The following is a 24647-nucleotide window of genomic DNA, read 5'->3' on the forward strand; positions in this document are numbered from 1 at the left end:
AAAATAATGTTCGCACAAAATACCTAAACAGGATAGCGAGTGGTTGGGTGAAGTGTATAGTTTTTTGTTTCTTTTTGAGTGTGGTGATAAGAAGTACGCGGTTTGATTTTCACAAGGTTTCTAAGATTTTTGTTCTTTTTAACGGTGAATGCTTGTTATAGATTTTTTTAATGAAAAAATTTTTGTTATGATATATTCGCTCAATAACTTTAGTAATTGAAATAACTCTATAAAAATTTCATTTGGCAAATCCTTTTAAGCATTGGTAACATATTTCTTCAATCCTTTGTTCTATTGTCTAAAGTTATGTATTTACGGGAAATGTATCATGGAGAGTACACATAACTTAATGCTTTCAGCGTTTTCAATTGTGCTGCTTACAGATTGTAGGTACTGTAAAGCGATAAGTTCCACTAGAAATTTATCATTTTTGAAAAATTTATATATTTTAAAATGATAGCTTATGTAAAATGGTCTGGATGTACAAACAATACTATAGTTTTTTCATCGATGTTCAATAAATTTGATATGTGTGATAAGGAATCGAGTAGATTAACTCGTTGGATAAATATCCCTCTTTTCAGCAACTGAACGTGGAACGACCGTATCTTAATGTGGCGAGATGTCGTAAAAAAATTTATGCAAGAAACAATATTTGTGTTTCATGCAGTAGTTTTTTAATTTTTGAGAATCATATCTGTAATCAGATAATTGTGATTAATTGTTTTTTGGTTTTTCTCTGAGAAACTTTCACTTTGTCATTGTAAGCCGGTCATATCCTTCTTGGCACTTTTCAAAGTGTGAGTGTGACTGGATTTATCACTATTTTAGCAGCAAACATTTGCGAAGAGATGTTAATGAATTTATAATCCACCATGATGTGGTCTCTGTGAATCCTGATGCACTCTTCGGGTATCTACTTAAAATAACTGTAGGTGAAAGAATATAATACTCGGAGCTGGTGGGATGAGAAAAATAACAATTCAGAGAGATCTAATAGACGATTCTTCTGAAGATCTAGTGTTAACGTTTTTAGAAAAACAGAGAAAATTTATTGACAAGCCTATCATAAGATCTCCTCTTCGTTATCCAGGTGGGAAAAGCCGTGCTGTTCCTATGATTATTAATAACTACATAAGGGAACAAAAGACTTTATGTTCTCCTTTTGTAGGGGGTGGTTCGATTGAACTCACTCTGGCAAAAAGAGGCACAAAAGTTTATGCTTATGATGCTTTTAAGCCGCTTGTTATCTTTTGGCAAATGCTCTTGAAAGATGCTTCAGTTCTTGCAGAAAAAGTTAGAGAATATGAAGATATGACTCCTACAATGTTCTATAATCTTCAAAAAACTTTTGGAAATATTAAAAATCAATTAGAAATTGCTGCTGTTTTTTTCGCTCTCAATCGCTCCTCTTTTTCTGGAACAACACTTTCCGGTGGTATGTCTCCAGGGCATCCTAGATTCAATCAGCGTTCCATTGAACGACTTAGAGATTTTAAAATTGAAAACTTTACAGTGGAACACGTAGATTTTAAAGAAAGTATTCCTAAACACTTTAACGATTTTCTTTATTGTGATCCTCCGTATCTGATTAATCAAAAGCTTTATGGTGAAAAAGGTGATAAACATAATTCTTTTGATCATCAAGCTCTTGCCGAACTTTTAAAAAATCGTCAAGGATGGGTCTTATCCTATAATGATTGTGTAGAAGTGAGAGAACTTTATAAGGGACATACGATACTTAATCCTGAGTGGACATACGGTATGGGAAACAATAAAAAGTCAAATGAGCTTTTAATTTTGAGTCGGGATTTTTTGGGAATTGTATGAATCAGGTAGAAAATGGGAAAGCTTTTGAATATGCTTTAGCTATGGGTTTTAAAAAGGTAACAAAGCTCCTATAAAGTTTAATTCGTCCTTTCAGATAGCAGAATCTTTTTATAATTTACTTCATGATAGTAAAAAAGGCTTTTGAATCTTGCTTCTATAGAAGCTGCTGTTTTCTTACAGTTACATGATAAGAATATTAAAAATACTAAAGCTATTATCCTTCAAGAAGATTCTGTTGGTATTAAAGGAGATGTCCGTGATATTATTTTGGAAATTCCTGAAAATCTTGTTGGTATTTCTGCAAAACATAATCATAGTGCTATAAAGCATCCTCGCCTTTCCAATAAAATAGATTTTGGTAAAGAATGGACAGGATATCCTTGTAATAGTCTTTATTTCAATGAAATAAAACCCATTTTGATTATTTAGTAGAGCTTAGAAATAAGAAAATGCTTTTTAGAGATATAAATAATAAAGAGAATAGGATTTACCTTCCAATCTTAGAAGCTTTTTCTAAAGAACTTCAAAGACTTTGTTTCAATTATCAAGATAAATTTGTGAAATCATTGTTTCAGTATATTATAGGTTATTATGATTTTTATAAAGTTATAATAGATACAAAATTTAAACAAAAACAAGTTATTATTTAGTCTTTTAATTTGAATGGTACTTTAGGATATGGTCGTAAATGAGGAATCCCAAGCAAAATTTTATCTGTAGCAATAAAACAGGAAAGTAAAAACAAACTTATTATAATTTTTGCAGATGGGTGGAGCATTTCTTTTAGAATTCATAGCGCATCCAATAAGGTGGAGGCTTCATTAAAATTTGACATTCAATTTGTAGGATTGTCTTCTCAGGTAATGAGTCACCAAATTCCAGTTGTCTAGTTACTTCTATAATTTCTAATTTTTACATAAAACCAGGTTTCGGGAAGGAATTTTATCTCAAAAAGGTGTTATCGATAGTCAAAGTAGAGTGGATTTCAAAAATCGAAATGTTAAGCGGTTAGTGTTATATAAATGTTCATCATGTTTATCATCTAATACTATATGAATATATTTTACGAAATGAAGAGCTGGTTGAAAAATTTTAAGAAAATCAGTGCACAAAGTTTAGAATACGGTTCTTATGTATACTTGAATTGTTTTGATGTATTGAAATATAAGAATGCGTATTTGATTGATCTGTTGTATTGTGCTTTCATTGCTGTTCTTTTTAACGGGATAAGCAATGAAATTGACCTCAGGCATTAAATATTGAAGTTCACGCAAAGAGCGCCACATGTGGTAGTCATGGGTGACAATATAAAGTGTTTGATAGTGGTGTTTTTTAATCCAAGCTGCGCTTTCTTTGGCGTTTCCTGTTGTGTTCGTTGCTTTATGTCCAAGGTCAACGCAACAGGAAAAAAGTTGGGGAGTCATATGTGTGCTGTGTATCAAACTCTTGAGGTTGGTTGTTGTGTTTACTCCACTGATCAAAAGCCGTGAACCAAGCCCTTTTTTGAGGAGGTTTAGTCCTGCTTCTATTCGGTTTTCTCCTCCTGTCAGAACGATAATTGCATCTGCTTTCGGCAAAGGATTTGGGGGTTGAAGCCGTTCGGTTTGCTCAGAAAAAATTATAAAACCAATACAAAAGAGGAGAACGGTTATTAAAAGAGAAAGTGCTGTTGGTGGAAAATAACGAAACAAGCAGCGTAGAGACCATAGATTGCTTCTTCTACTATGTTTTTGAACAGAATGCTCTGGATTGCATTGTATGAGTGATTTGGAATCGTACAGGTTTTGGGTCATAAATTAAAATAAGCCGTTTTCGCATTGATCAATTTTTTTCAGTTGTGCTAAAATAGTTATACGGTTTGTAAGCATGGTGAGAAGAGAAACAAAAAAAATAAGACCAATGATTTTTCCATAAGGGATGGAATTTATGGAAAGATGTCCAAACATAGCGGTGATTTGGCTGATTTCTACTCTCCCTAGGTTATAGTTTGTCCAAACGATAAAAGCAGCAAACAGAAATATGCTTGTGACACCACCATAGAACGCACCACGCAGTGCAGTTTTAAAAAAATGCCAATCAAATTGTCGTGCAATAAAAAACGTTTCAGTGCCAAGAAAGTATAAGACATTGATAATATGCGCGTTCTCTGCCAATGCATTGCGTGTGGAAAAAATAACTGTGAGTATCAGTGAGCTTAAAACCAACATTAAAATTGAAAAACCAATGAAAACAGTCGTGTGTGCCATTGTTGTAAAACGGTCTACCCAAATGCGATGATCATCAAATTGTCCTCCTGGAATTTGTGTTTTGATGGCGTGACTTATGGCACGAAAGTCAATTTCTTCTTTTTCGTTTAATGTTACGATGATAAGGCGGGGAAGAGGCAGTTCATTTAAACTTAAACCTGTCCCAAGCCATGGCTCAAGAAGTTTTTCAGTCGCTGTTTGATCAACAATTTTGGCGTCTTGTACACCATGAAATGTTTTAACAAGTTTCACTGCGTCATAAAGAGCTTTTTCGATATCAACATTTTCAATAGGGCGTATTTGAATCGTTGCTTCATAGCTAATTTGGTTGCTCCAACTTTTAGCAGCACGTTGTACTAGATCAACTCCGATTAATGTAAGGCTCGAGAGAAAGGTCATAATAGCAATCACTGCGACCAGTGCTCGACCAGAAATGTTGCCGCTTGGAATAATTGGAGTTGTATTTTTTTTATTGCTTGTAAAAATGGAAAAAGACTTATTCATGAATTGTCATCCGTCCATTATGGAGCAGCATACGCCGTGCTGCGACCTGTTCCATCAGTGCGATATCATGAGTGGCAATGATGACAGCTGTTCCAAAACGATTTAATTCAATAAACAAGCGGAGCAGACGTTTTGCTAAAGGGGGATCAACATTTCCTGTTGGTTCATCCGCTAAAAGAATTTCAGGTTGGTCAATGAGCGCGCGGGCAATTGCCACCCTTTGTTTTTCTCCACCAGAAAGAACGGGGGGTAAAACATGAATATGATCTCCAAGACCTACCCAACAAAGAAGGTCTTCTACTTCACTGCGATAGGTTGCTTCTTCTTGTCCCTTAATGCGTAAAGGTAAAGAGACATTTTCATAAGTTGTCATGTGATCAAGCAGACGAAAGTCTTGAAAAACGACGCCGATACGTTGTCGCAGTGCTGGGAGCTCTTGTCGTTTGAGTAATGCAGTATCGTTGCCAAACAGATCAATATGGCCGCGAGTTGGTTTGAGTGCTAAAAACATCAGGCGCATCAATGATGTTTTCCCCGCTCCAGAGGCACCAGTGAGAAATTGAAATGATCCAGCAGGAATATGAAAGCTAATATCACGAAGGACCTCAGGTCCCATTCCGTAGCGCAGACCAACATTTTCAAAATGAATCACTTTTCGTTACCACTTCGTTGTTATAGTGCATCATTCTAAGAATTTTTTCGTTCATTGTTTTAGGTTCTTGATCGTTCTTATATGATATTGTTTTTAATATTTTCTTCTACCTTTTTTCATTTTTTATTGAAAACATTGTTTGTAAGAATATAATTCCTTAATATCTTTTCTTGAATTTCCTCTTTGTTTACGATTTTAACAGGAATTCCAAGGTGTTGCTAGCAGAAACATAAAAGAAAACAGGCTCGTCTTTATTCAGAAGTCGTCTTTTCTGTTTGATAGTTGCATGGTTGCTTTGTTTCTCTCTTCTAGATTTTCTTAAAATTGATACTCTTTAGAATGTTTTTTCAATCTGTTTGCGTTGGCATTGAGAAAGAATGTTTGTTTTTAGAGCGTTTGAATGGTTCCATTGGATGTTTTTTCTTGATTGGTGACTTTAGAATGTCGAGCGCATTTTAGCAGGAAAGCTAAAGTCACCATTCTTGATTTGATGTTAAATTGCGGACTCTCTATTTTGCCGGTTGGCAATCAGATCTTCAACCACTTGTGGTTCAGCAAGGGTTGAAATATCTCCTAAATTATCAAGATTGTTTTCGGCAATTTTTCGCAAAATACGTCTCATAATTTTCCCCGAACGTGTTTTTGGCAATTGAGGAGCAAATTGAACTTTATCCAAAATGGCAATGGAGCCAATTTCCTTTCTGACATGCCGAATAAGGTCTTTTTGCAACTCTTCACTTGGGGTTTTGCCTTCCATTAAGGTGACAAAACTGTAAATGCCTTGTCCTTTAATGGGATGAGGATAACCAACAATCGCAGCTTCTGAAACCGCCGGGTGAGAAACAAGCGCTGATTCAATTTCGGCTGTTCCTAGCCTATGTCCAGAGATATTGAGAATATCATCAACACGTCCTGTAATCCAATAATAGTCATCGCTATCGCGCCTACAGCCATCGCCTGTAAAATATTTGCCTTTGTATGTGGAAAAATAGGTTGCAATGAAACGTTCATGATCATTGTAGAGAGTACGCATTTGACCTGGCCATGAGTCAATAATACAGAGATTGCCTTCTTCTTCACCTTCCAAAACATTTCCTTGCTCGTCGACAATTTGAAGTTGAACACCAAAGAACGGTCGTGTTGCCGAGCCCGCTTTGAGTGGTATTGCACCAGGTAAGGGGGTGATCATATGCCCTCCTGTTTCCGTTTGCCACCATGTATCGAGAATGGGACAGCGGTCATCTCCGACTGTATGGTAAAACCATTCCCATGCTTCTGGATTAATCGGTTCACCTACCGTTCCTAAAAGGCGCAAAGATGTCCTTTTCGAGCGTTCAACGAAGGAATTTCCTGCCCCCATTAGTGCACGAATAGCTGTTGGTGCGGTGTAGAGTGTGTTTACTTTATGTTTATCGACAATTTCCCAAAATCTGCCTTTGTCTGGAAAGGTCGGTGTTCCTTCAAACATTAAAGTTGTTGCACCATTGCACAAAGGTCCATAAATTAAATAAGAATGTCCTGTAATCCAGCCAATATCGGCAGTGCTCCAGTAAATTTCATCAGGATGATAATCAAAAACATATTGATGTGTCATCGAGACATAAACAAGATAGCCTGCAGTTGTATGCAACACACCTTTTGGTTTTCCTGTTGAACCGGAGGTGTAAAGAATGAAAAGTGGGTCTTCAGCGTTCATGTGTTCGGCTGGACAATCTGTCTTGGCATGGGAGACTTCTTCATGATACCAGAAATCACGCCCTTCTACCCAATGAATGGGTTTGCTGGTGCGCCGGATAACCATCACTTGATTGACATGCACATGATCGCGTGCTGCAATCTCAATGGCATGATCAACATTGTCTTTTAAGTTAATCTGTTTTCCTCCACGCAAGCCTTGATCCGCGGTAATGATGAAAGTCGATTCACAGTCAACAAGACGCCCTGCTATTGCTTCAGCAGAAAAACCAGCAAAAATAACCGAATGAATAGCACCAATGCGGGCGCAAGCAAGCATGGCGTAAGCTGCTTCGGGAATCATCGGTAAGTAAATAGTCACCTTGTCGCCTTTTTTAACACCATGATCTTTCAAAATATTGGCAAAGCGACAGACATGTTGATAAAGTTCGTTATAGGTTATTTTTTTATCATGATAAGGGTTATCTCCTTCCCAAATCAGTGCGATTTTTTCACCATGTTTTTTTAAATGGCGGTCAATGCAGTTATAGGCAACATTTGTTATCCCATCTTCGTACCAGCGAATGGTGACATCATCGTTAAAAGAAGTATTTTTTACTTTTGTATAAGGTTTAAACCATTCAATACGTTGACCATGTTTTGCCCAGAAGCTTTCTGGATCATTGATACTTTCTCGATACCATTGTTGATAGGTCTCTTCATCAATCAGAGCATTTTTTTTAATACTCTCTTGTATTGGATAAATTGTTTCAGTCATAAGTCCCCTCTTTAATCATTTTTTGTTTGGAAAAATAAGCTATTGTCTTTTTGTATTTTAGCAGAATTTTCCCAAAAATTTTTCTTATATGAAAATTTTCATTTTGAGAGTAGACTAAATGACTAAGATTTGCATTGTCAATTTTTAAAATCTGCTGCAATTCTATTAAAAAGAGCATATTTTTATGCTGTACCATTTGTAAAGCCATTCCCGAAGCGCGAATATTGCCATGCTACAGGTTTATGACTTCTGTGCTTTGTAATATACTATTGACGGATGATGTCGGTGGAGGGAATTAAGAGCAAGGAGAGATGTTTCTTGAAAAAATACATAAGCTAGAAATAAATTGAAAAGCTAAAATGAATTTTTTGCTTGTTTTTTAGGGAAAGGAAGAAATGAAGTGAATATCCGATTATGCACGCCCTAAAAACACCTTCTTTTAAAGCATTGCTATAGCATACTGGATAATTTATTGCGTTGAATATTTTCGTGTTGCTCTCTTTTGTTCAAAAAGAGGAAATCCCCTAAGAATTAATATAAACCAAAATATCTACATAAACTGTCAGAAATAAAGAATACAATAACTGACAATAATGATGTTGTTATAGATAATTTCCAACTCCAGCCACCGAATACTTTAGCAGAAGTAGCAAGTATAGGGACCATTATAATTATCATGCAAAACAACCTTATAATTTTATAAAGAATGTCCATTATAAAAAATTATCTAAAAATTTATATAAACCAATATAGTTCAATAAAATACTAACAATAAAAAATATAAAGCTTATTAATAATGAGTTTTTTAGAGAATCTTTCCAACTGTAAGAAATAAATTTATAATAAAAAAGATATATTAAACCAAAAAAAACTGTTACCATGAACGTTTCAATAATTTTATGAGTAAAATCTGACATTACTAAATCCAAATTATAATATATGTGATTATAAATTATAAATATCTCTGAAGATTATCTCAGCTTATGATTGTAGAAAATATAACTTAGATATTTTTTTGAAAACAATTATAAAATCACTAACTTCAGAGATATCTTTGTAGTTATTTTCTCTAAATTAGAACCAACACTCATGAGCTTTCTGTACAAAACCCAAACCAAAACCTCCTAAGAAACCAGTCGTGGCGCCCGTAAGACCACCCATAAGTGCACCTGGACCAGTTATAGAACCCACTGCTGTTCCGGTTATCCCTCCTGCAATTCCATACTCAAAACCCTGTCTATTCATGTGAGACATGAAATCATTAAAGCTACATGCTCTTGCATAAACAGGTGTTGAATCATTTAAATTATAAATTAAGCCTGAACCAAAATTACGCATATAAATCCTCCTTTAATTTTGGATAAACGTATCATCATGATACATGTAGGGGCTTATCATTTCTCTTTTGAAGATATCAAATATAATTTTGAATTATATCGAATAAAAATTATTTATAAATAATAACTACATTATGTATATATGAAATTTTATTCTTAATAATATAAAGTATTACTTATAATTTTTTTAAAATATAAGTAATAACACCATATTTTTTCTTAATTAAAGTTTAAAATTAGAAAAATTCCGCGTATAAAAAGTTGAAGTTTTTCTTTTAGTTTATGAGAACGATAATGGAATATCGTTATTGAAATTAGTCTCATTGCTATTGTTTTGTCTGCATGTATTATGTGCATATGCACGGGATTCGTTTTTTTATTTTCTAGGCGAATATTGACCGTATGTTACGCTTTGTAGAGCACAGAAAGCCTTTATGCTATCGTTGATCTTATAGATTGCTATCCATGTTGTTTAGCGTGGCTCTTGGCACTTACTTTTATGGGCGCTTTAGGGGTTTATTTGGTTTATCAGCTTAGATGCGAATTTGGGTGCCGTATTTACGCCCATATTAAGTCTGTTTTTATCTATCTTACGCCATTGGCAAGGAGAAAGCTGTTTCTGTGGATTGGAGCGGTTGATGGCATTAGTGGTTTTTTAAATAAGAATCTTCGAAATGACTGTATGTAATGGTTTTTTCATGATTTATCACGTTTTTGCTATTGTTGTATTGTGCGATCCTTTTTCGCTTTGTATGTAGGTGCATTTGTATTATGTTATCATAACAAATGGGTTCTTTATTGATTGCAGAATTTTTTATTTTACAGCACTTTTGGTGAAGATGCGTTAAACAGGGCGTTGTCCAAATATAGCAGAGCCAATGCGAATGACATTAGAGCCAAATTGAAGCGCTGTTTTAAAGTCATTGGACATGCCCATTGAAAGCTTTGGGAGACCCGCTTTTTTTGCTAGTTTTGCTAACAGTGCAAAATAGGGGCCGGGGTTTTCTTGCACGGGGGGAATTGCCATAAGACCGATAATATCAAGTCCGTAGTGGTTTTTGCACTGGGTAACAAAGGGGACAACTTCTTGCGGTGCAACTCCACTTTTTTGCGGCTCTAAGCCAATATTGACTTGAACATAGCAGGGGAGGTGTTTGTTCTGTTTTTGCATTTCTTCTGCTAGGCTCTTGGCTATTTTTTCGCGGTCAACGGTTTGAATGACATCAAAAATTTTAACGGCTTCTGCTGTTTTATTAGATTGCAAAGGACCGATGAGGTGGAGTTCAATTTTTTCAAATTGTTGACGCAGATGGGGCCATTTTTCAGCAGCTTCTTGCACACGATTTTCTGCGAAAAGGCGCTGTCCTGCTTGCAAAATGGGGCGTATGTTCTCTGCTTGGACAGTTTTTGAAACAGCAAGAAGTTGGACTTCTTCTGGGGAGCGGTTATAGCTTTGACATGTTGCTGCAATGTCCTTTTGAAGATTTTTCCACGCTTCAATGGAGGAATTGGGGGAGGAATTGGGGGAGGAATTGTTTTCTGTGTGCATAAATGTACTCTTTTTCTTTTTATTAAAGGATTGAACAATTATTTATAGCAATTGCTTATAAGCGTTTTGTAAGATACTTAAAAAATAATGATTGAAAATGATTGAAAATGTTGACGATGAAGTTAATCCATGATCAAGCATAAAAACAAGTTTTGAGTTCAATTTTATAAAGAGTATCATGACAATGGCAATTGAACATTCTCATTTAGGTGAACGCTATAATCCACGTGCCCGCGAACAAAAATGGCAAGCAATTTGGGATGAAAAGAAAATTTTTCAGACCGTTCAAGAGGACCGCCGTGAAAAATATTATGTTTTGGAGATGTTTCCTTACCCTTCTGGGCGCATTCACATGGGGCATGTGCGCAATTATGCCATGGGAGATGTTGTTGCGCGCTATAAACGTGCAAAGGGATTTAATGTGCTTCACCCTATGGGGTGGGATGCTTTTGGTATGCCAGCGGAAAATGCTGCTATGCAAAATAAAGTGCATCCAAAGGCGTGGACCTATCAAAATATCGCGGTAATGCGGGGACAATTAAAGCAATTAGGGCTTTCAGTGGATTGGTCACGCGAGTTTGCTACTTGTGATGTGGATTATTACCATCGCCAACAAATGCTGTTTCTTGATCTTTATCAAAAAGGTTTGGTTGCACGCAAAGTGGCTAAGGTGAATTGGGATCCGGTTGATCACACTGTGTTGGCAAATGAACAGGTCATTGATGGGAGAGGATGGCGTTCTGGCGCATTGGTTGAACAGCGTGAATTGACGCAATGGTTTTTCAAAATTAGTGATTTTAGTGAAGATCTTTTGGCTGGTCTTGAAAAGCTTGAACAGTGGCCGGAAAAAGTTCGCACTATGCAAAAAAATTGGATTGGTAAATCACAAGGCTTACTCATTCGTTGGGCTTTAAAATCAACAGAGCCTGCTGATGAGACTTGTCAGGCATTTAATGAAGTTGTTTGTTATTCAACACGGCCTGATACGCTTTTTGGCGCTTCTTTTTTGGCGTTGGCTGTTGATCACCCTCTTGCAAAGGCACTTGCGCAAAAAGATAAGGCGCTGGAGGCTTTTATTGAAGAATGTCGTTGTGGGGGAACAACAACTGTAGCTCTTGAAACTGCTGAAAAAAAAGGGTTTCGTACATCACTTTTGGCTGTTCATCCTTTTGATTCAACAGTGCATATTCCCGTTTATATCGCCAATTTTGTGCTGATGGATTATGGAACAGGGGTTGTTTTTGGTTGTCCTGCCCATGATCAGAGAGATTTTGATTTTGCACGTAAATATAACCTTCCCATACAGCCGGTGGTTTTACCAAAAGGAGTTGAGAGAGAAAATTTTGTGATTGGAGAAACGCCTTATACCGGTGATGGTGTGATGATCAATTCAGGTTTTTTGAATGGCTTGACACCACAACAAGCTTTTGAAGAAGCTGCAAAAAGGCTTGAGGGGCAAATGCTTCATGGTCAACCTCAGGGGCAAAAAACCGTGCAATTTCGATTGCGTGATTGGGGGATTTCACGTCAACGTTATTGGGGATGCCCGATTCCAATGATCCATTGTGATGCTTGTGGGGTGGTGCCGGTGCCTCGCGCTAATTTGCCCGTGGTGTTGCCTGATGATGTGACTTTTGATCAGCCGGGCAATCCTCTTGATCGCCATAAAACATGGCAGAGTGTTGCTTGTCCCAACTGTGGTCAGCAGGCGCGACGTGAAACCGATACTATGGATACATTTGTTGATTCTTCTTGGTATTATGCACGATTTACCGCGCCCTTTGCACAAGAACCCGTCGACAAAAAAGCAGCAACGGAATGGTTGCCTGTGCAACAATATATTGGTGGAATTGAACATGCCATTTTACACCTCCTTTATGCACGCTTTTTTATGCGGGCTATGAAAAATATGGGTTATGTGAGTGTCGATGAGCCGTTTAAGGGGCTTTTTACCCAAGGAATGGTCGTGCATGAAACCTATCGGGATAATCAAGGGTGGGTTTCACCAGAAGAGATTTCCATTGTTGAAAAGGATGGAAAACGTAAAGCTTACAAATTGTCTGATAAAAGTGAAGTGACAATTGGTTTGATTGAAAAAATGTCAAAATCAAAAAGGAATGTTGTTGATCCTGATGATATTATCGCATCCTATGGAGCCGATACTGTACGCTGGTTTGTGTTGTCAGATTCTCCTCCTGAACGCGATGTTATCTGGACGGAATCTGGTGTTGAGGGAGCACACCGCTTTGTACAACGTGTTTGGCGTTGTGTGGCTATGAGTGCTCCAGTGTTAAAGGACGTTGCACCATGCGCAGGGCGTCAAGGAGCAGCTTTGGAACTCTCAAAGGCTGCACATCGCACGCTTTGTGCTGTGGAAGATGATTTGGAAAAATTCGCCTTTAATCGTGCCATTGCACGCCTTTATGAATTCTTGAATATTATGGCTCCGTTATTAAATAAAGTAGAGAATATTGAAGTTGACATGAAGGCTGCTTTGCGTCAAGCGATGGATTTTTTTCTTGTATTGATCGCGCCTATTATGCCTCATTTGGCAGAAGAATGTCATGCTGCTTTAGGTGAGGAATCTTTGGTTTCTGAGCTTCCTTGGCCTGTTTATGATCCCGCATTAATCGTTGAAGAATGCTATACTTTACCGGTACAGATTAATGGTAGGAAACGTGGTGAGGTAAGAGTGGCTGCAACAGCGAATGAAGCAATGATTGAAGAAGCTGTATTAGATCTTGATTTTGTAAAAGCGCAGCTTGTTGAAAAATCGGTCAAGAAAATGATTATTGTTCCAAAAAGGATTGTCAATGTTGTTGTTTAGGAAATTGCTTTTTGTCGGATTAACTGGTTTTCTTATGCTGTTGTGTGGGTGCCTAGTGGAGCCGCTTTATCATGAGGAAACACAGATTTCGACGACAATAAGTTCTGTGGATTCCGTTTTCGAGGCTTCGTCTGCAAAATCAAAAGCTTTGAATCTTTCCCAAAAGCTTGCTTCCATTGTTGTTGCAGAACCTTCAGATCGTTTTGGTCAAATGGTGCGCAATCATCTGCTGTTTCTTCTTTATGGAAATGGGCGTAAACCTTCTGCTCCAGCTTATCAATTGGCATTGCAAACATCCACATTTACACGAAATTCTGTACAAATAGAGATGGATTACGATAGGAAAAGAGAGGGACGCCCTTCTGTTGGAACCGTGATGGGGAAAGTTTCCTATGTTTTGCAAGATATGAAAAATATTGTGATTGCTGAAAGCACGGTCAGTATGAGTGCATCTTTTGAACGGCTTCGCCAAGAATATGCAACTTTGCAAGCAGAAGAAGATGCACAAAAACGTGTGGCCGAAGAATTAGCTGAAGAGATTCTCCTCCTACTTTCAAAAGATCTTTCACATTATTAAGCGATATTTTGTCCGGTTTTTTTCCAATCTTCTAGAAAGATTTGCAAACCTTTATCGGTTAGGGGATGTTTGACCAGTGCTTTTAAGATTGTTGGTGGAACAGTTGCAATATCCGCGCCGCTTAATGCCGCTTCTTTGACATGGTTAACGGTGCGAATTGAGGCTGCTAAAATTTGTGTGGCAAAGCCATAGTTGTTGTAGATTGTGCGAATTTCATGAAGCAGTTCAGTGCCATCTATGGAACAATCATCGAGCCTGCCAATAAAAGGTGAGACAAATGTGGCACCTGCTTTGGCGGCCAAGAGGGCTTGATTGGCTGAAAAACAAAGGGTGAGATTTGTTTTTAATCCCTGTGTGGTAAGGGCTTTACAGGCTTTCAATCCATCAAGCGTTAGGGGAAGCTTGATGCAAATATTATCGGCAATTTTTGCTAAAATAGCGGCTTCTTTCATCATGTTTTCAAATTGTGTTGCTGTCACTTCAGCCGAAACAGGCCCATCGACAAGTGCACAAATTTCTTTTGTAACTTCAAGAATATTGCGTCCCGATTTGAGGATAAGAGAAGGATTGGTGGTGACACCATCAACGAGGCTTAAATTTTGTAATTCTCGGATTTCTTCAATATCCGCACTATCCACAAAAAATTTCATATTTAGCCTCCTTGTTTTTGCGCTTTGTACTTCAAAGCCTCTGATGTTTTCCCCTATTCTTAGTTATGCGCTCTTGTTTATCACAAAAGCAAGAGGGAGGATGTGTGTTATCCTATGATAAGTTGAAATATAAAGAGGGCAAAAATGGGGGAATGGAGAAAGCACACAATGTGTGAGGCATTTTGTTTGGCTGTTAGCACTTACGGTGTTCTTATGAAATGCTTATAATGAGAGAGTTCTATCTGTTATGGGGGAAAGGCGCGCTTTTTTGTTTGAGGGGCTATTGTTGAGGGGCATGCAATGATAAAGCACGCAAAGGTTTTTTCATAATGACTTTAGAAGAAACGGGGCTTTAAAGAAACGGGCTTTAAAAGAGATGCAGTTAAAATAGACTGTAGAGGTATTGTTTGTATAATGGGTCTGTCGTTAGTACAAAAGGTGTTGGACTAAAAGATGAGATCAAAGGTGACAGAGGACGTGACAGAGAAAAAGATTGTTTCGGTTTTGGTGCCTCTTCCTGTTTCTCAAGCCTATAGTTATGAAGTTCCCCCTTCATTGGAATGTGGAGTTGGCTGTTTTGTTCGTGTTCCAGTGATGGGGCGCCAAGTTTGTGGGTTTGTGGTGGATGTTGAAGAGCAGACCACACAAGATGGAGAAAAGGCAACAGCTGTGGGGCGTAAAAAACTACGCTCTGTCCTTCATGTTTTTGATTGCCCGCCTTTAAAGGCGGAGATGATGACATTTTTGCATTTTGTAAGCCGCTATACAATGACACCTTTTGGTCTTGTGGCACGATTGGTTTTATGTGTGCCGGCTGCTTTAGAACCCGAAGCACCAATGCTGGGCTTGCGGTATTGTGGAGGAGATGTGGAGCGTCTCACACCAGCACGGTTACGGGTTTTGGAGTTGGTGCGTGATGGTGGGATTTGGACACGTTCTGGTTTGGCGCATGCGGCGGGAACTTCTGTTTCGGTTGTCGAGGGGTTGAAAGCGCTTGGGGTATTTGAAGATGTTATGGTGCCAGCTCCTGCTCTTGTGGCGTTGCCCAATCCTGATTTTTGTCCCCCTCAGTTGGAAGGAGCGCAGAGTGAGGCAGCACGACTTTTGCGGGAGGGGTTTTTGTCTTCTCAGTTTCAAGTTTTTCTGCTTGAGGGTGTTACTGGATCGGGAAAGACAGAAGTTTATTTTGAGGCGGTTGCGCAGGCACTCACAAAGGGCAAGCAGGTTTTGATTTTGTTGCCGGAAATTGCTTTAACTCAACAATTTTTAGATCGGTTTCATGCGCGTTTTGGAGCATCGGCAGCGGAGTGGCATTCGGATTTGGCGCCACGGCGTCGGGAACGTGTGTGGCGGCAAGTTGCAGAAGGGAGGGTGCGGGTGGTGGCTGGAGCGCGTTCGGCGCTTTTTCTCCCCTTTGCAGAGCTTGGCTTAATTGTGGTGGATGAAGAACATGATAGTGCTTATAAACAAGAAGAGCGCGTTTTTTATCATGCACGCGATATGGCGGTTGCACGGGGCTCTTTCGAGAATTTTCCTGTTATTTTATCTTCAGCAACACCATCGATTGAAAGCCAAGCAAATGTTTTGTGGGGACGTTATCAACGGGTCCATTTACCATCACGTTTTAACGCGGCGGCACTTCCACAGTTGCGGGTGGTTGATATGCGTAAAGGAGGAGTGCAAAAGGGACGCTTTATTTCCTCTGTTCTTGAAGAGGCTCTGACAAAAACCATCGAGAAGGGTGAACAGGCGCTGCTTTTTCTCAATCGACGGGGTTATGCGCCTTTAACTTTGTGTCGGATTTGTGGACATCGCTTTCAGTGTACAGATTGTTCGAGTTGGTTGGTGGAGCATCGCTTACAAGGGCAGCTTAAGTGTCATCATTGTGGGTATCATCAGCCAATTCCAGAAGCGTGTCCTGAATGTGGGACTTTAGATCATCTCGTGGCTTGTGGACCGGGAGTGGAAAGAATTGCTGAGGAAACACAAAAACTTTTTCCACAAGCGCGATTATTGATTCTTTCAACCGATCTTAAAGGTGGAATTGGTCAGTTACGGCGTGAATTGCAAGCGATTGCAAATGGTGAGGTGGACATTATTATTGGCACACAGCTTGTTGCTAAGGGGCATCATTTTCCTGGGTTGTCGCTGGTTGGAGTGATTGATGCTGATCTTGGTCTTGCCAATGGTGACTTACGGGCAGCGGAGCGCACCTTTCAACTCTTATCTCAGGTGACAGGAAGAGCAGGGCGTATAGGGTTAGAAAGTGTAGGATTATTGCAAACCTATCAACCGGATCATCCCGTAATAAAAGCTTTGCTTTCTCAACAATGTGAGGATTTTTATAGACATGAAATTGCTACGCGGCAGCATTATCATCTTCCACCTTATGGGCGGCTTGCTTCTTTGATTGTCTCTTCAGAAAAACGCCAAGCGGCGGAACATTATGCACGTGCGTTGCGCCAAGTGGCTCCACGGGAAAAAAATATCTCTGTCATGGGACCAGCAGAAGCACCATTGGCTCTGATTCGAGGACGTTATCGTTTTCGGCTTTTGCTACAGGGACAGCGTTCTTTTGATGTACAAGGATTTATTCGTACAATGCTTGCAAATGCTCCTAAAATGCCTTCTTCTGTTCGGGTTCAGATTGATATTGATCCGCAAAGTTTTCTCTGAAAACACTGCAAATATAACAAGGCTAGAGAATGGGGGATTTGTAAGATGCTTGATAGAGAGAATGAAAAGATCTCTTTTCTGCTTTATTAAGGAGAATAGAGATTCATTATTACTTGCTTATATGTTTGAAGTCATGAGGTTTTTCGGCAGATGGAACTCTTTTGATAAGCAGCATTTTGCTTCTGTTGTCAGATCACTTGTAAAGCACAGATAAAGAGACTTGAAAAATCTATCAGGAAATGTCAAAAAGAGAGGTAAGAAAAACTGTGGTGATCACTTGCATATCTAAAAAACTGTTTTTAAAAATATTTTGAATATTTTATAGGAAATTTTCAGAAAGCATCGATTTGAAGTGTTGCGAGTCGGTTATGTCTATGCTAGAAACCAAAAAGTTTTTTGTTCCGAATTTTAAGAGGCAGATTCTTAAAATTCGGGGTGTCTGATTTATTTCATCTGATAATTATCAGAGAGTCGCTCAAGGGAAAGAGGCGGTATTTCGTGTCGGATTCATTTTCTCTTATACCGCTGCCATTGGTAGATCAACGCTATGCGCAAGCGCTTTTTGATTGTGTTCAAGAAGCGGAAGTCATTGAAAAGGTTGAAAAGGCAGTGGCATCTTTTTTACTTGTCTTGGATCAAAATGAAGACTTAAAACGCTTCGTGCAAAGTCCGTTCTTTTCAGTAAAAGAGCAGGTTAAAGTGATGCGTTCTGTCTTTGAGTGCATGAAGTTTGATGATAAGAGTGCCGGTCAGATTTTTGGTGATTTTTTGCGCGTTGTCGTAGTAAACCGTCGGCTTGGTGCTTTGTCTGGTATTTTACATGCTTTTCAACGTCGTGTTGCTCTTTCTCGTAGAGAAAATTCGGCGCAGATTGTTTCTGCTCATCCGTTGAGTTCTCAACAAGAACAAGAATTGCGCGTGGCTTTGGAAGGTGTTGTTGGGGGGAAAATTTTGCTATACACCCTTGTGGATCCAACAATTCTTGGTGGATTGGTCATTCGTGTGGGGTCGTCTCAGATTGATACGTCTCTTGCAACAAAATTGTCTTCACTTAAGCTTGCATTGAAAAAAGAGGTCAGTTGATGGATATTAGACCATCTGAAATTTCAAAAATTCTCAAAGAGCAAATCAGAAACTTTGACCAAAAGGCTGAAGTTTCAGAGATTGGTTGGGTTTTGTCTGTGGGAGATGGTATCGCCCGCGTTTACGGTTTGGATAATGTCCAAGCAGGGGAAATGGTTTCCTTTTCAAATGGCGTGCGCGGAATGGCACTGAATTTGGAAATCGATAATGTCGGGGTGGTGATTTTCGGATCAGATCGTGATATTCGCGAAGGTGATACCGTTAAACGGTTAGGCACTATTGTTGATGTTCCTGTTGGTCCTGCACTCCTTGGCCGTGTTGTTGATGCATTGGGAAATCCTATAGACGGTAAGGGACCTCTTAAAGAAACAGAACGTCGTCGTGTGGATGTTAAGGCTCCGGGAATTATTCCACGTCAGTCAGTACATGAGCCAATGTCTACCGGATTGAAAGCTATTGATGCACTCATTCCTATCGGACGGGGACAGCGTGAATTGGTGATTGGAGATCGGCAAACGGGAAAAACCGCGATTTTGCTCGATACATTTTTAAATCAAAAGCCATTCCACGAAAAAGGTGCTGGAAAAGACCAAGATAAAGTCTATTGTATCTATGTTGCCATTGGTCAAAAACGTTCAACCGTGGCGCAATTTGTTAAAGTTTTGGAAGAGCGTGGTGCGCTTGAATATTCAATCATTGTTGCGGCTACCGCTTCTGATCCTGCTCCATTGCAATTTATCGCACCTCTTGCGGGATGTGCAATGGGCGAATATTTCCGTGACAATGGTCAACATGCTTTGATTGGATATGATGATCTTTCCAAACAAGCGGTTGCTTATCGCCAAATGTCCCTTTTGCTCCGTCGTCCGCCTGGTCGTGAAGCTTATCCTGGGGATGTTTTCTATCTCCATTCGCGCCTTTTGGAACGGGCTGCAAAGCTCAATGCTGAAAATGGTTCTGGATCTTTGACAGCGTTGCCTGTTATTGAAACACAGGCAAATGATGTTTCTGCTTATATTCCTACTAATGTGATTTCAATCACCGATGGGCAGATTTTTCTGGAAACCAATTTATTCTATCAGGGAATTCGTCCTGCTGTAAATGTTGGTCTTTCTGTCTCGCGTGTTGGTTCTGCTGCACAGATTAAGGCGATGAAGCAGGTTGCTGGTTCCATCAAAGGTGAATTGGCACAATATCGCGAAATGGCAGCTTTTGCGCAATTTGGTTCCGATTTGGATGCCTCAACGCAGCGTCTTTTAAATCGTGGAGCGCGTTTGACAGAATTGTTAAAGCAGCCGCAATTTTCTCCGCTCAAAACGGAGGAACAGGTGGTTGTGATTTTTGCCGGTGTGAATGGTTATCTTGATTCCTTGGCGGTTTCTGATGTTTCTCGATTTGAGCAGGGGCTGTTGACTCTCTTCCGGAGTGATCACCAAGATCTCTTGAAGTCCATTGCAGATCAAAAACAGATAACCGATGAACTTAAGGAAAAGTTGACTACTGTTCTTAAAAGTTATGCGAAGAATTTTTCATAATGAATTGATGGAATGCTTGAATGGCGTCGTTGAAGGATCTGAGAGACCGTATCGCCTCGGTTAAGGCAACCCAGAAGATTACAAAAGCTATGCAAATGGTTGCAGCAGCAAGGTTGCACCGTGCGCAAGAGGCAGCTGAATCTGCACGCCCTTATGCTACGCGGCTGGCTGCTATTTTGGCCAATGTTGCTGCTGATGTTGATGGGATTGATGCGCCCCCTCTTATGCGTGGGACTGGTCGAGATGATGTGCATCTTTTGGTGGTCTGTACCGCTGAGCGCGGATTATGTGGTGCTTTTAATGTGCAAATTGCCCGTTGTGCGCGCGAAAAGATTAAGACACTCCTTGCGGCCGGTAAAATCGTCAAAATTTTGACCGTGGGTAAAAAGGGAGCAGATATTTTATCACGCGATTACAAAGCGTTGATGATTGGTCACATTGATTTGCATTCTGTAAAACGTATTGGTTTTGCCGAAGCAGTGATGATTAGCCAGCGGGTTGTTGATTTATTCAATGAGGGCGCATTCGATGTGTGTACGCTGTTTTACTCTGAGTTTGTTTCGGTGATCAATCAACGTCCAACCGTTTTTGGTTTGATCCCCATGATTCCTCCAAAAGAACCTCTTGAGACAAAAGAGACTGTTGGGAAGAATGATAAAAACGCAGATCTACAATCCATTGTTTATGAATATGAGCCTGATGCTGCTTCTCTTTTGGATACGCTTGTGCCGCGCAATCTTTCCGTGCAAATCTTTCGGGCTTTGCTGGAAAATGTCGCGGGTGAAATGGGCGCAAAGATGACAGCTATGGACAATGCGTCCCGTAATGCGGGTGAAATGATTAATAAATTGACGGTGGCTTATAATCGTCAGCGTCAAGCACAAATCACGACAGAGTTGATCGAAATTATTGCGGGCGCAGAAGCGCTTTAAACGGAAAAGGTAGGAATTGATGGTAAAAGCAGTGACGTCAAGCAAGGGAGCAGAAAAAGTTACAGAAAAAAAATCATCTGCTCGTTCAGGCGTAAAAAAAGCCGCCTCAAAATCTCAAACGAGCGTGAAGGATACTTCTGGTTCTGCGCCTGCTTCTTCTCAAAAAGCTACGCGTGCAAGTTCTAAAGATGTGCGTGAAAAAGGTGCCGTTGGTGAGATTAAACAGGTGATTGGTGCTGTTGTTGATGTGCAGTTCGAAGGTGCATTGCCAAATATTCTCAACGCATTGGAAACAGACAATTTAGGGAATCGGTTGGTTTTAGAAGTTGCGCAGCATTTGGGTGAAAATACGGTGCGCACAATTGCTATGGATACTACAGATGGGTTAACGCGTGGACAAAAGGTCTTTGATACGGGAACGCAGATTTGTGTGCCTGTTGGAGAAGCAACGCTTGGTCGTATTATGAATGTCATTGGAGAGCCCGTTGATAATATTGGACCAATTGCAACAACAAAAATGCGCTCTATTCACCAAGATGCTCCTGAATATGTGGAGCAGTCAACTGTATCAGAAATTCTTGTCACGGGTATTAAGGTCGTTGATTTGCTAGCGCCTTATTCTAAGGGTGGAAAGATTGGTTTGTTTGGGGGGGCTGGGGTTGGCAAAACCGTGCTCATTATGGAGCTTATCAACAATATTGCTAAAGCCCATGGAGGTTATTCTGTCTTTGCTGGTGTGGGAGAACGCACCCGTGAAGGAAATGACCTTTATTATGAAATGATCGAAAGCCGCGTGAATGTGAATCCAAGAGAGAATAATGGTTCAACGGAAGGGTCAAAATGTGCGCTGGTTTATGGGCAAATGAATGAACCACCAGGAGCGCGTGCACGTGTTGCTCTTTCTGGATTGACTATTGCAGAAAGTTTTCGTGATGAAGGGCAAGATGTTCTTTTCTTCGTGGATAATATTTTCCGTTTTACGCAAGCCGGTGCTGAAGTGTCCGCTCTGTTGGGACGTATACCTTCTGCTGTTGGATATCAGCCAACTTTGGCAACAGATATGGGTGCTTTGCAAGAGCGTATTACTAGTACCAAAACAGGCTCCATTACCTCTGTTCAGGCTATTTATGTGCCCGCGGATGATTTGACAGATCCAGCCCCTGCAACATCTTTTGCCCATTTGGATGCAACAACAGTTCTTTCGCGCTCTATTGCTGAAAAAGGAATCTATCCAGCGGTTGATCCACTCGATTCTTTCTCACGTATGTTAGATCCATTGGTTGTCGGTGAAGAGCATTATACGGTGGCTTGCCAAGTTCAAACCATTTTACAACGTTATAGAGCGCTCCAAGATATTATTGCTATTCTTGGAATGGATGAACTTTCTGAAGATGATAAGTTGCTGGTAGGGCGGGCACGTAAAATTGAACGTTTCCTTTCGCAACCTTTCCATGTCGCTGAAGCCTTTACTGGGTCACCCGGAAAACTCGTTTCTTTAGAAGAGACAATCAAAGGCTTTAAAGGGCTTTGTGCTGGTGATTATGACGATTTGCCAGAAGCTGCTTTTTATATGGTGGGTGCGATTGATGAAGCTATTGAAAAAGGAAAGCGTCTCATTGCAGAAGCTTCTTCTTAAAAAGAAGTCTGTAACGAGTGCTTGTTGTAGGAAGGACAAGAGGTCTTTGTATCGAGCTTCGTGGAGGATAGTGTGGAAAACAATGGGGTAGAGTGTTTTTTATTTGAGCTTGTATCACCTGAAAAGCTCGTGTTTTCAGAACAGGTGGTCTCTGTTGTTCTTCCTTCAGCATCAGGAACTCTAACAGTGATGGCACATCATGCGCCTTTGGTAGCAAGCATTGTTTTGGGGAGTGTTCGTGTTCTTACTTCTTCAGGAGAAAAGCTGTTTGCTGTTTGTGGGGGCGTTGCAAATATTACCTTTTCGGGTTGTTCACTTTTGGTAGAAAAAGTGGTGGCAGTTGAACATCTTTCTTTTGATGCTTTGGAACAGCAGATTTTGCAGGTTCGAGCAACATTAGAAGGCGTTTCAAGTGATGAGGAAAATCGTAAAGTAGAAGAGTTTTTTCATCAACTGGCAGCTGGTGCTGGGGTGATAGAGGCGTAAAGGATTATACAGGAAAAGGCGACATGAGCGGAAAAAAAAGTACGGTTGTGTCTGCTAAAAAAGGAGGGAAGCCTTTTCCTCATCCAGGTCGTGTTTTTGCAGGGCCGTTGCCAAAATGTTTTGTTTATATTTTTGCCTCTCTTATTCTGCAATGGGCTTATGGTTTGGGGGCTAATGTTGTTCAGTCTAACATTGTTCACCTTACCGGTGATTTCCACGCAACTCTGACTGAGACCACATGGTTGGTTGCTGCTTATATGGCACCAAATGTCAGTGTTGCGATCATGTTGATCAAAATCCGCTACCAATTTGGGCTTCGTGCTTTTGCCGAATTATCAATTCTTGGTTTCGTTTTGGTTTGTGTGTTGCAGCTTTTTGTGACGGATTTGCGTTCCGCGCTGATTATTCGTTTTTTTGCTGGTATTGCTGCTGCACCTTTGGCTTCACTCGCGCTTCTTTATATGATGGAGGCTTTTGCACCAGCAAAAAAGTTTACTATTGCTCTGAGTTTGAATTATATGAATGCGGCTTTAGCTGTTCCTCTCTCGCGTTTGATTTCACCGGATTTACTGGAAAATGGTGGGTTTTCTAGTCTTTCTGCACTGGAAATGGGATTGGTTCTTATCAGTTTGGGTTGTATTTTTTCTCTTCCCCTGACCCCTGTTGTTCGTAATAAGGTTATTCAGAAATTAGATTGGCTAAGCTACAGTTTGATTGCATTTGGTCTGGGGCTTAATGCAGTGATTATGTCTGTTGGTATATTATATTGGTGGTATGAAGCACCATGGATTGGTTGGGGACTTGCGCTTGCTGTTTCCTCTTTGGTGATTGCAATTATTATTGAACTGAATAGAGAAAAACCGTTGATTGATTTACGCTGGCTGTTCAGTAAAGAAATGCTCCAATCTGTGCTCATTTTATTTGTTTTTCATGTGTTCTTATTAGAGCGATCAAATTTACCAGCAGGTTTTTTTAGCCTTTTTGGTTTATTGAATCGTGAGATGGCACCTATGTATCTTGCGGTTATAGGTGGTGTTCTTTTAGGGGGAGCCGTTTGTGTTCTTTTTTTACGTGAGGGACGTGAGGATTATTTTTATCTGTTATCTTTGGGGTGTTTGGCGCTCGGCGCTTATTTAGATAGTTACGTCAATCATTTAACGCGCCCACAAGATATGATGCTCAGTCAAGGGTTGGTGAGTTTTAGTTACGCGCTTTTTTTACCTCCTGCTCTGTCGAAGGGGTTTGTGATAGCTGGTGCACGAGGACCGCGTTACGTTTTGAGTTTTATTGCTGTTTTTCTGCTGACACAAGTCACAGGCGGGCTGATGGGGTCTGCTTTTTTTGGCAGCCTGCAGTTCTTTTTCGCTCATAAAAACTTTGAGTCCTTAACGCAAAATATTGTTGTTGCGGATCCGGTTATTTCAGGGGAGATTAATACCTTATTTTCACCCTCTTACGGTATTTCCCTTTCCCATCTGTTGGGCAAAGAGCAAGACGCATCTCAATTAATTGAAAAGTTTAAGTTAACAGCCAATATTTTTGCTTATGGTGATGTTTTTCGGCTTTATTTTTATATTGCAATGGGTGTATTTGCTGTTTTCCTTGTCAAAATATTTGTCAAGTCATGCTTTTTGCGTAGATGCAAAAAGTAGAGTAATGCCATGGTAGTGTAGTG

At 39.9% G+C, this 24647-nt stretch carries 18 protein-coding genes and 1 pseudogene; 11 read left to right on the top strand and 8 right to left on the bottom strand.

Going from position 1 to position 24647, the window contains the following annotated elements; all coding sequences use genetic code 11:
- Positions 1–966: 966 nt before the first annotated feature.
- Positions 967–1830: a DNA adenine methylase gene (locus tag NPX99_RS01305; RefSeq protein ID WP_269029953.1), complete on the top strand. Its 864-nt coding sequence runs from the start codon at positions 967–969 to the stop codon at positions 1828–1830.
- Between the two features lie 141 nt (positions 1831–1971).
- A pseudogene (locus NPX99_RS08790) lies at positions 1972–2720 on the top strand (HaeIII family restriction endonuclease).
- Positions 2721–2945: 225 nt separating this feature from the next.
- On the opposite strand, the gene NPX99_RS01315 reads toward NPX99_RS08790, so the two are convergent.
- The 7 genes from NPX99_RS01315 to NPX99_RS01345 all read right to left on the bottom strand — a co-directional run bounded on the left by NPX99_RS01315 (position 2946) and on the right by NPX99_RS01345 (position 10570).
- A complete protein-coding gene (locus tag NPX99_RS01315) occupies positions 2946–3623 on the bottom strand; it encodes a YdcF family protein (protein WP_269029955.1) in 678 nt (225 codons plus the stop codon).
- Between the two features lie 3 nt (positions 3624–3626).
- On the bottom strand, positions 3627–4580 hold the full coding sequence (locus tag NPX99_RS01320; protein WP_269029956.1) for a cell division protein FtsX: 954 nt from the start codon (positions 4578–4580) through the stop codon (positions 3627–3629).
- Positions 4573–5232 (bottom strand): cell division ATP-binding protein FtsE, encoded by a 660-nt coding sequence (gene ftsE, locus NPX99_RS01325; protein WP_010705829.1) that lies wholly within the window; start codon positions 5230–5232, stop codon positions 4573–4575. The genes NPX99_RS01320 and ftsE overlap by 8 nt, the downstream gene beginning before the upstream one ends.
- A gap of 493 nt (positions 5233–5725) precedes the next feature.
- Positions 5726–7684, bottom strand: coding sequence for an acetate--CoA ligase (acs, locus tag NPX99_RS01330; RefSeq protein WP_269029957.1), 1959 nt, complete (start codon positions 7682–7684; stop codon positions 5726–5728).
- A complete protein-coding gene (locus NPX99_RS01335; RefSeq protein WP_269029958.1) occupies positions 7677–7880 on the bottom strand; it encodes a hypothetical protein in 204 nt (67 codons plus the stop codon). Before NPX99_RS01335 ends, acs begins: the two co-directional genes overlap by 8 nt.
- 878 nt (positions 7881–8758) lie before the next feature.
- Positions 8759–9022, bottom strand: coding sequence for a hypothetical protein (locus NPX99_RS01340; RefSeq protein ID WP_269029959.1), 264 nt, complete (start codon positions 9020–9022; stop codon positions 8759–8761).
- Positions 9023–9865: 843 nt separating this feature from the next.
- Complete coding sequence (locus NPX99_RS01345; RefSeq protein ID WP_269029960.1) at positions 9866–10570, bottom strand: YggS family pyridoxal phosphate-dependent enzyme; 705 nt, start codon at positions 10568–10570, stop codon at positions 9866–9868.
- 184 nt (positions 10571–10754) lie between these two features.
- Between NPX99_RS01345 and leuS the strand changes: the two genes are divergently transcribed.
- Positions 10755–13397, top strand: a complete 2643-nt coding sequence (gene leuS, locus NPX99_RS01350) for a leucine--tRNA ligase (RefSeq protein WP_269030031.1) — start codon at positions 10755–10757, stop codon at positions 13395–13397.
- Positions 13384–13974, top strand: coding sequence for an LPS assembly lipoprotein LptE (gene lptE / locus NPX99_RS01355; protein ID WP_269029961.1), 591 nt, complete (start codon positions 13384–13386; stop codon positions 13972–13974). The genes leuS and lptE overlap by 14 nt, the downstream gene beginning before the upstream one ends.
- Here lptE and fsa read toward each other — a convergent pair.
- Positions 13971–14624: a fructose-6-phosphate aldolase gene (gene fsa, locus NPX99_RS01360; RefSeq protein WP_269029962.1), complete on the bottom strand. Its 654-nt coding sequence runs from the start codon at positions 14622–14624 to the stop codon at positions 13971–13973. The genes lptE and fsa overlap by 4 nt on opposite strands.
- A 453-nt stretch (positions 14625–15077) precedes the next feature.
- On the opposite strand from fsa, the gene NPX99_RS01365 reads away from it, so the two are divergent.
- The 7 genes from NPX99_RS01365 to NPX99_RS01395 all read left to right on the top strand — a co-directional run bounded on the left by NPX99_RS01365 (position 15078) and on the right by NPX99_RS01395 (position 24624).
- A complete protein-coding gene (locus NPX99_RS01365; RefSeq protein WP_269029963.1) occupies positions 15078–17300 on the top strand; it encodes a primosomal protein N' in 2223 nt (740 codons plus the stop codon).
- Positions 17301–17798: 498 nt separating this feature from the next.
- On the top strand, positions 17799–18383 hold the full coding sequence (gene atpH, locus NPX99_RS01370; protein ID WP_269029964.1) for an ATP synthase F1 subunit delta: 585 nt from the start codon (positions 17799–17801) through the stop codon (positions 18381–18383).
- Positions 18383–19918: a F0F1 ATP synthase subunit alpha gene (gene atpA, locus NPX99_RS01375; protein WP_269029965.1), complete on the top strand. Its 1536-nt coding sequence runs from the start codon at positions 18383–18385 to the stop codon at positions 19916–19918. Before atpH ends, atpA begins: the two co-directional genes overlap by 1 nt.
- A 20-nt stretch (positions 19919–19938) precedes the next feature.
- Positions 19939–20850, top strand: a complete 912-nt coding sequence (locus tag NPX99_RS01380; RefSeq protein WP_269029966.1) for a F0F1 ATP synthase subunit gamma — start codon at positions 19939–19941, stop codon at positions 20848–20850.
- A gap of 19 nt (positions 20851–20869) precedes the next feature.
- Positions 20870–22486, top strand: coding sequence for a F0F1 ATP synthase subunit beta (gene atpD, locus NPX99_RS01385; RefSeq protein ID WP_269029967.1), 1617 nt, complete (start codon positions 20870–20872; stop codon positions 22484–22486).
- Positions 22487–22558: 72 nt separating this feature from the next.
- A complete protein-coding gene (gene atpC, locus NPX99_RS01390; RefSeq protein ID WP_269029968.1) occupies positions 22559–22972 on the top strand; it encodes an ATP synthase F1 subunit epsilon in 414 nt (137 codons plus the stop codon).
- A gap of 23 nt (positions 22973–22995) precedes the next feature.
- On the top strand, positions 22996–24624 hold the full coding sequence (locus tag NPX99_RS01395; protein ID WP_269029969.1) for an MFS transporter: 1629 nt from the start codon (positions 22996–22998) through the stop codon (positions 24622–24624).
- Positions 24625–24647: the final 23 nt, after the last annotated feature.

Source organism: Bartonella sp. 220B (assembly GCF_026930205.1).
GTDB lineage: Bacteria > Pseudomonadota > Alphaproteobacteria > Rhizobiales > Rhizobiaceae > Bartonella.

Coding starts and splice junctions, on each gene's coding strand:
- NPX99_RS01345 (WP_269029960.1), bottom strand. CDS start 10,570: ATGCACACAGAAAACAATTCCTCCCCCAATTCCTCCCCCAATTCCTCC.
- atpD (WP_269029967.1), top strand. CDS start 20,870: ATGGTAAAAGCAGTGACGTCAAGCAAGGGAGCAGAAAAAGTTACAGAA.
- acs (WP_269029957.1), bottom strand. CDS start 7,684: ATGACTGAAACAATTTATCCAATACAAGAGAGTATTAAAAAAAATGCT.
- NPX99_RS01315 (WP_269029955.1), bottom strand. CDS start 3,623: ATGACCCAAAACCTGTACGATTCCAAATCACTCATACAATGCAATCCA.
- leuS (WP_269030031.1), top strand. CDS start 10,755: ATGGCAATTGAACATTCTCATTTAGGTGAACGCTATAATCCACGTGCC.
- NPX99_RS01320 (WP_269029956.1), bottom strand. CDS start 4,580: ATGAATAAGTCTTTTTCCATTTTTACAAGCAATAAAAAAAATACAACT.
- NPX99_RS01380 (WP_269029966.1), top strand. CDS start 19,939: ATGGCGTCGTTGAAGGATCTGAGAGACCGTATCGCCTCGGTTAAGGCA.
- atpA (WP_269029965.1), top strand. CDS start 18,383: ATGGATATTAGACCATCTGAAATTTCAAAAATTCTCAAAGAGCAAATC.
- lptE (WP_269029961.1), top strand. CDS start 13,384: ATGTTGTTGTTTAGGAAATTGCTTTTTGTCGGATTAACTGGTTTTCTT.
- fsa (WP_269029962.1), bottom strand. CDS start 14,624: ATGAAATTTTTTGTGGATAGTGCGGATATTGAAGAAATCCGAGAATTA.
- NPX99_RS01335 (WP_269029958.1), bottom strand. CDS start 7,880: ATGGTACAGCATAAAAATATGCTCTTTTTAATAGAATTGCAGCAGATT.
- NPX99_RS01340 (WP_269029959.1), bottom strand. CDS start 9,022: ATGCGTAATTTTGGTTCAGGCTTAATTTATAATTTAAATGATTCAACA.
- NPX99_RS01365 (WP_269029963.1), top strand. CDS start 15,078: ATGAGATCAAAGGTGACAGAGGACGTGACAGAGAAAAAGATTGTTTCG.
- NPX99_RS01305 (WP_269029953.1), top strand. CDS start 967: ATGAGAAAAATAACAATTCAGAGAGATCTAATAGACGATTCTTCTGAA.
- NPX99_RS01395 (WP_269029969.1), top strand. CDS start 22,996: ATGAGCGGAAAAAAAAGTACGGTTGTGTCTGCTAAAAAAGGAGGGAAG.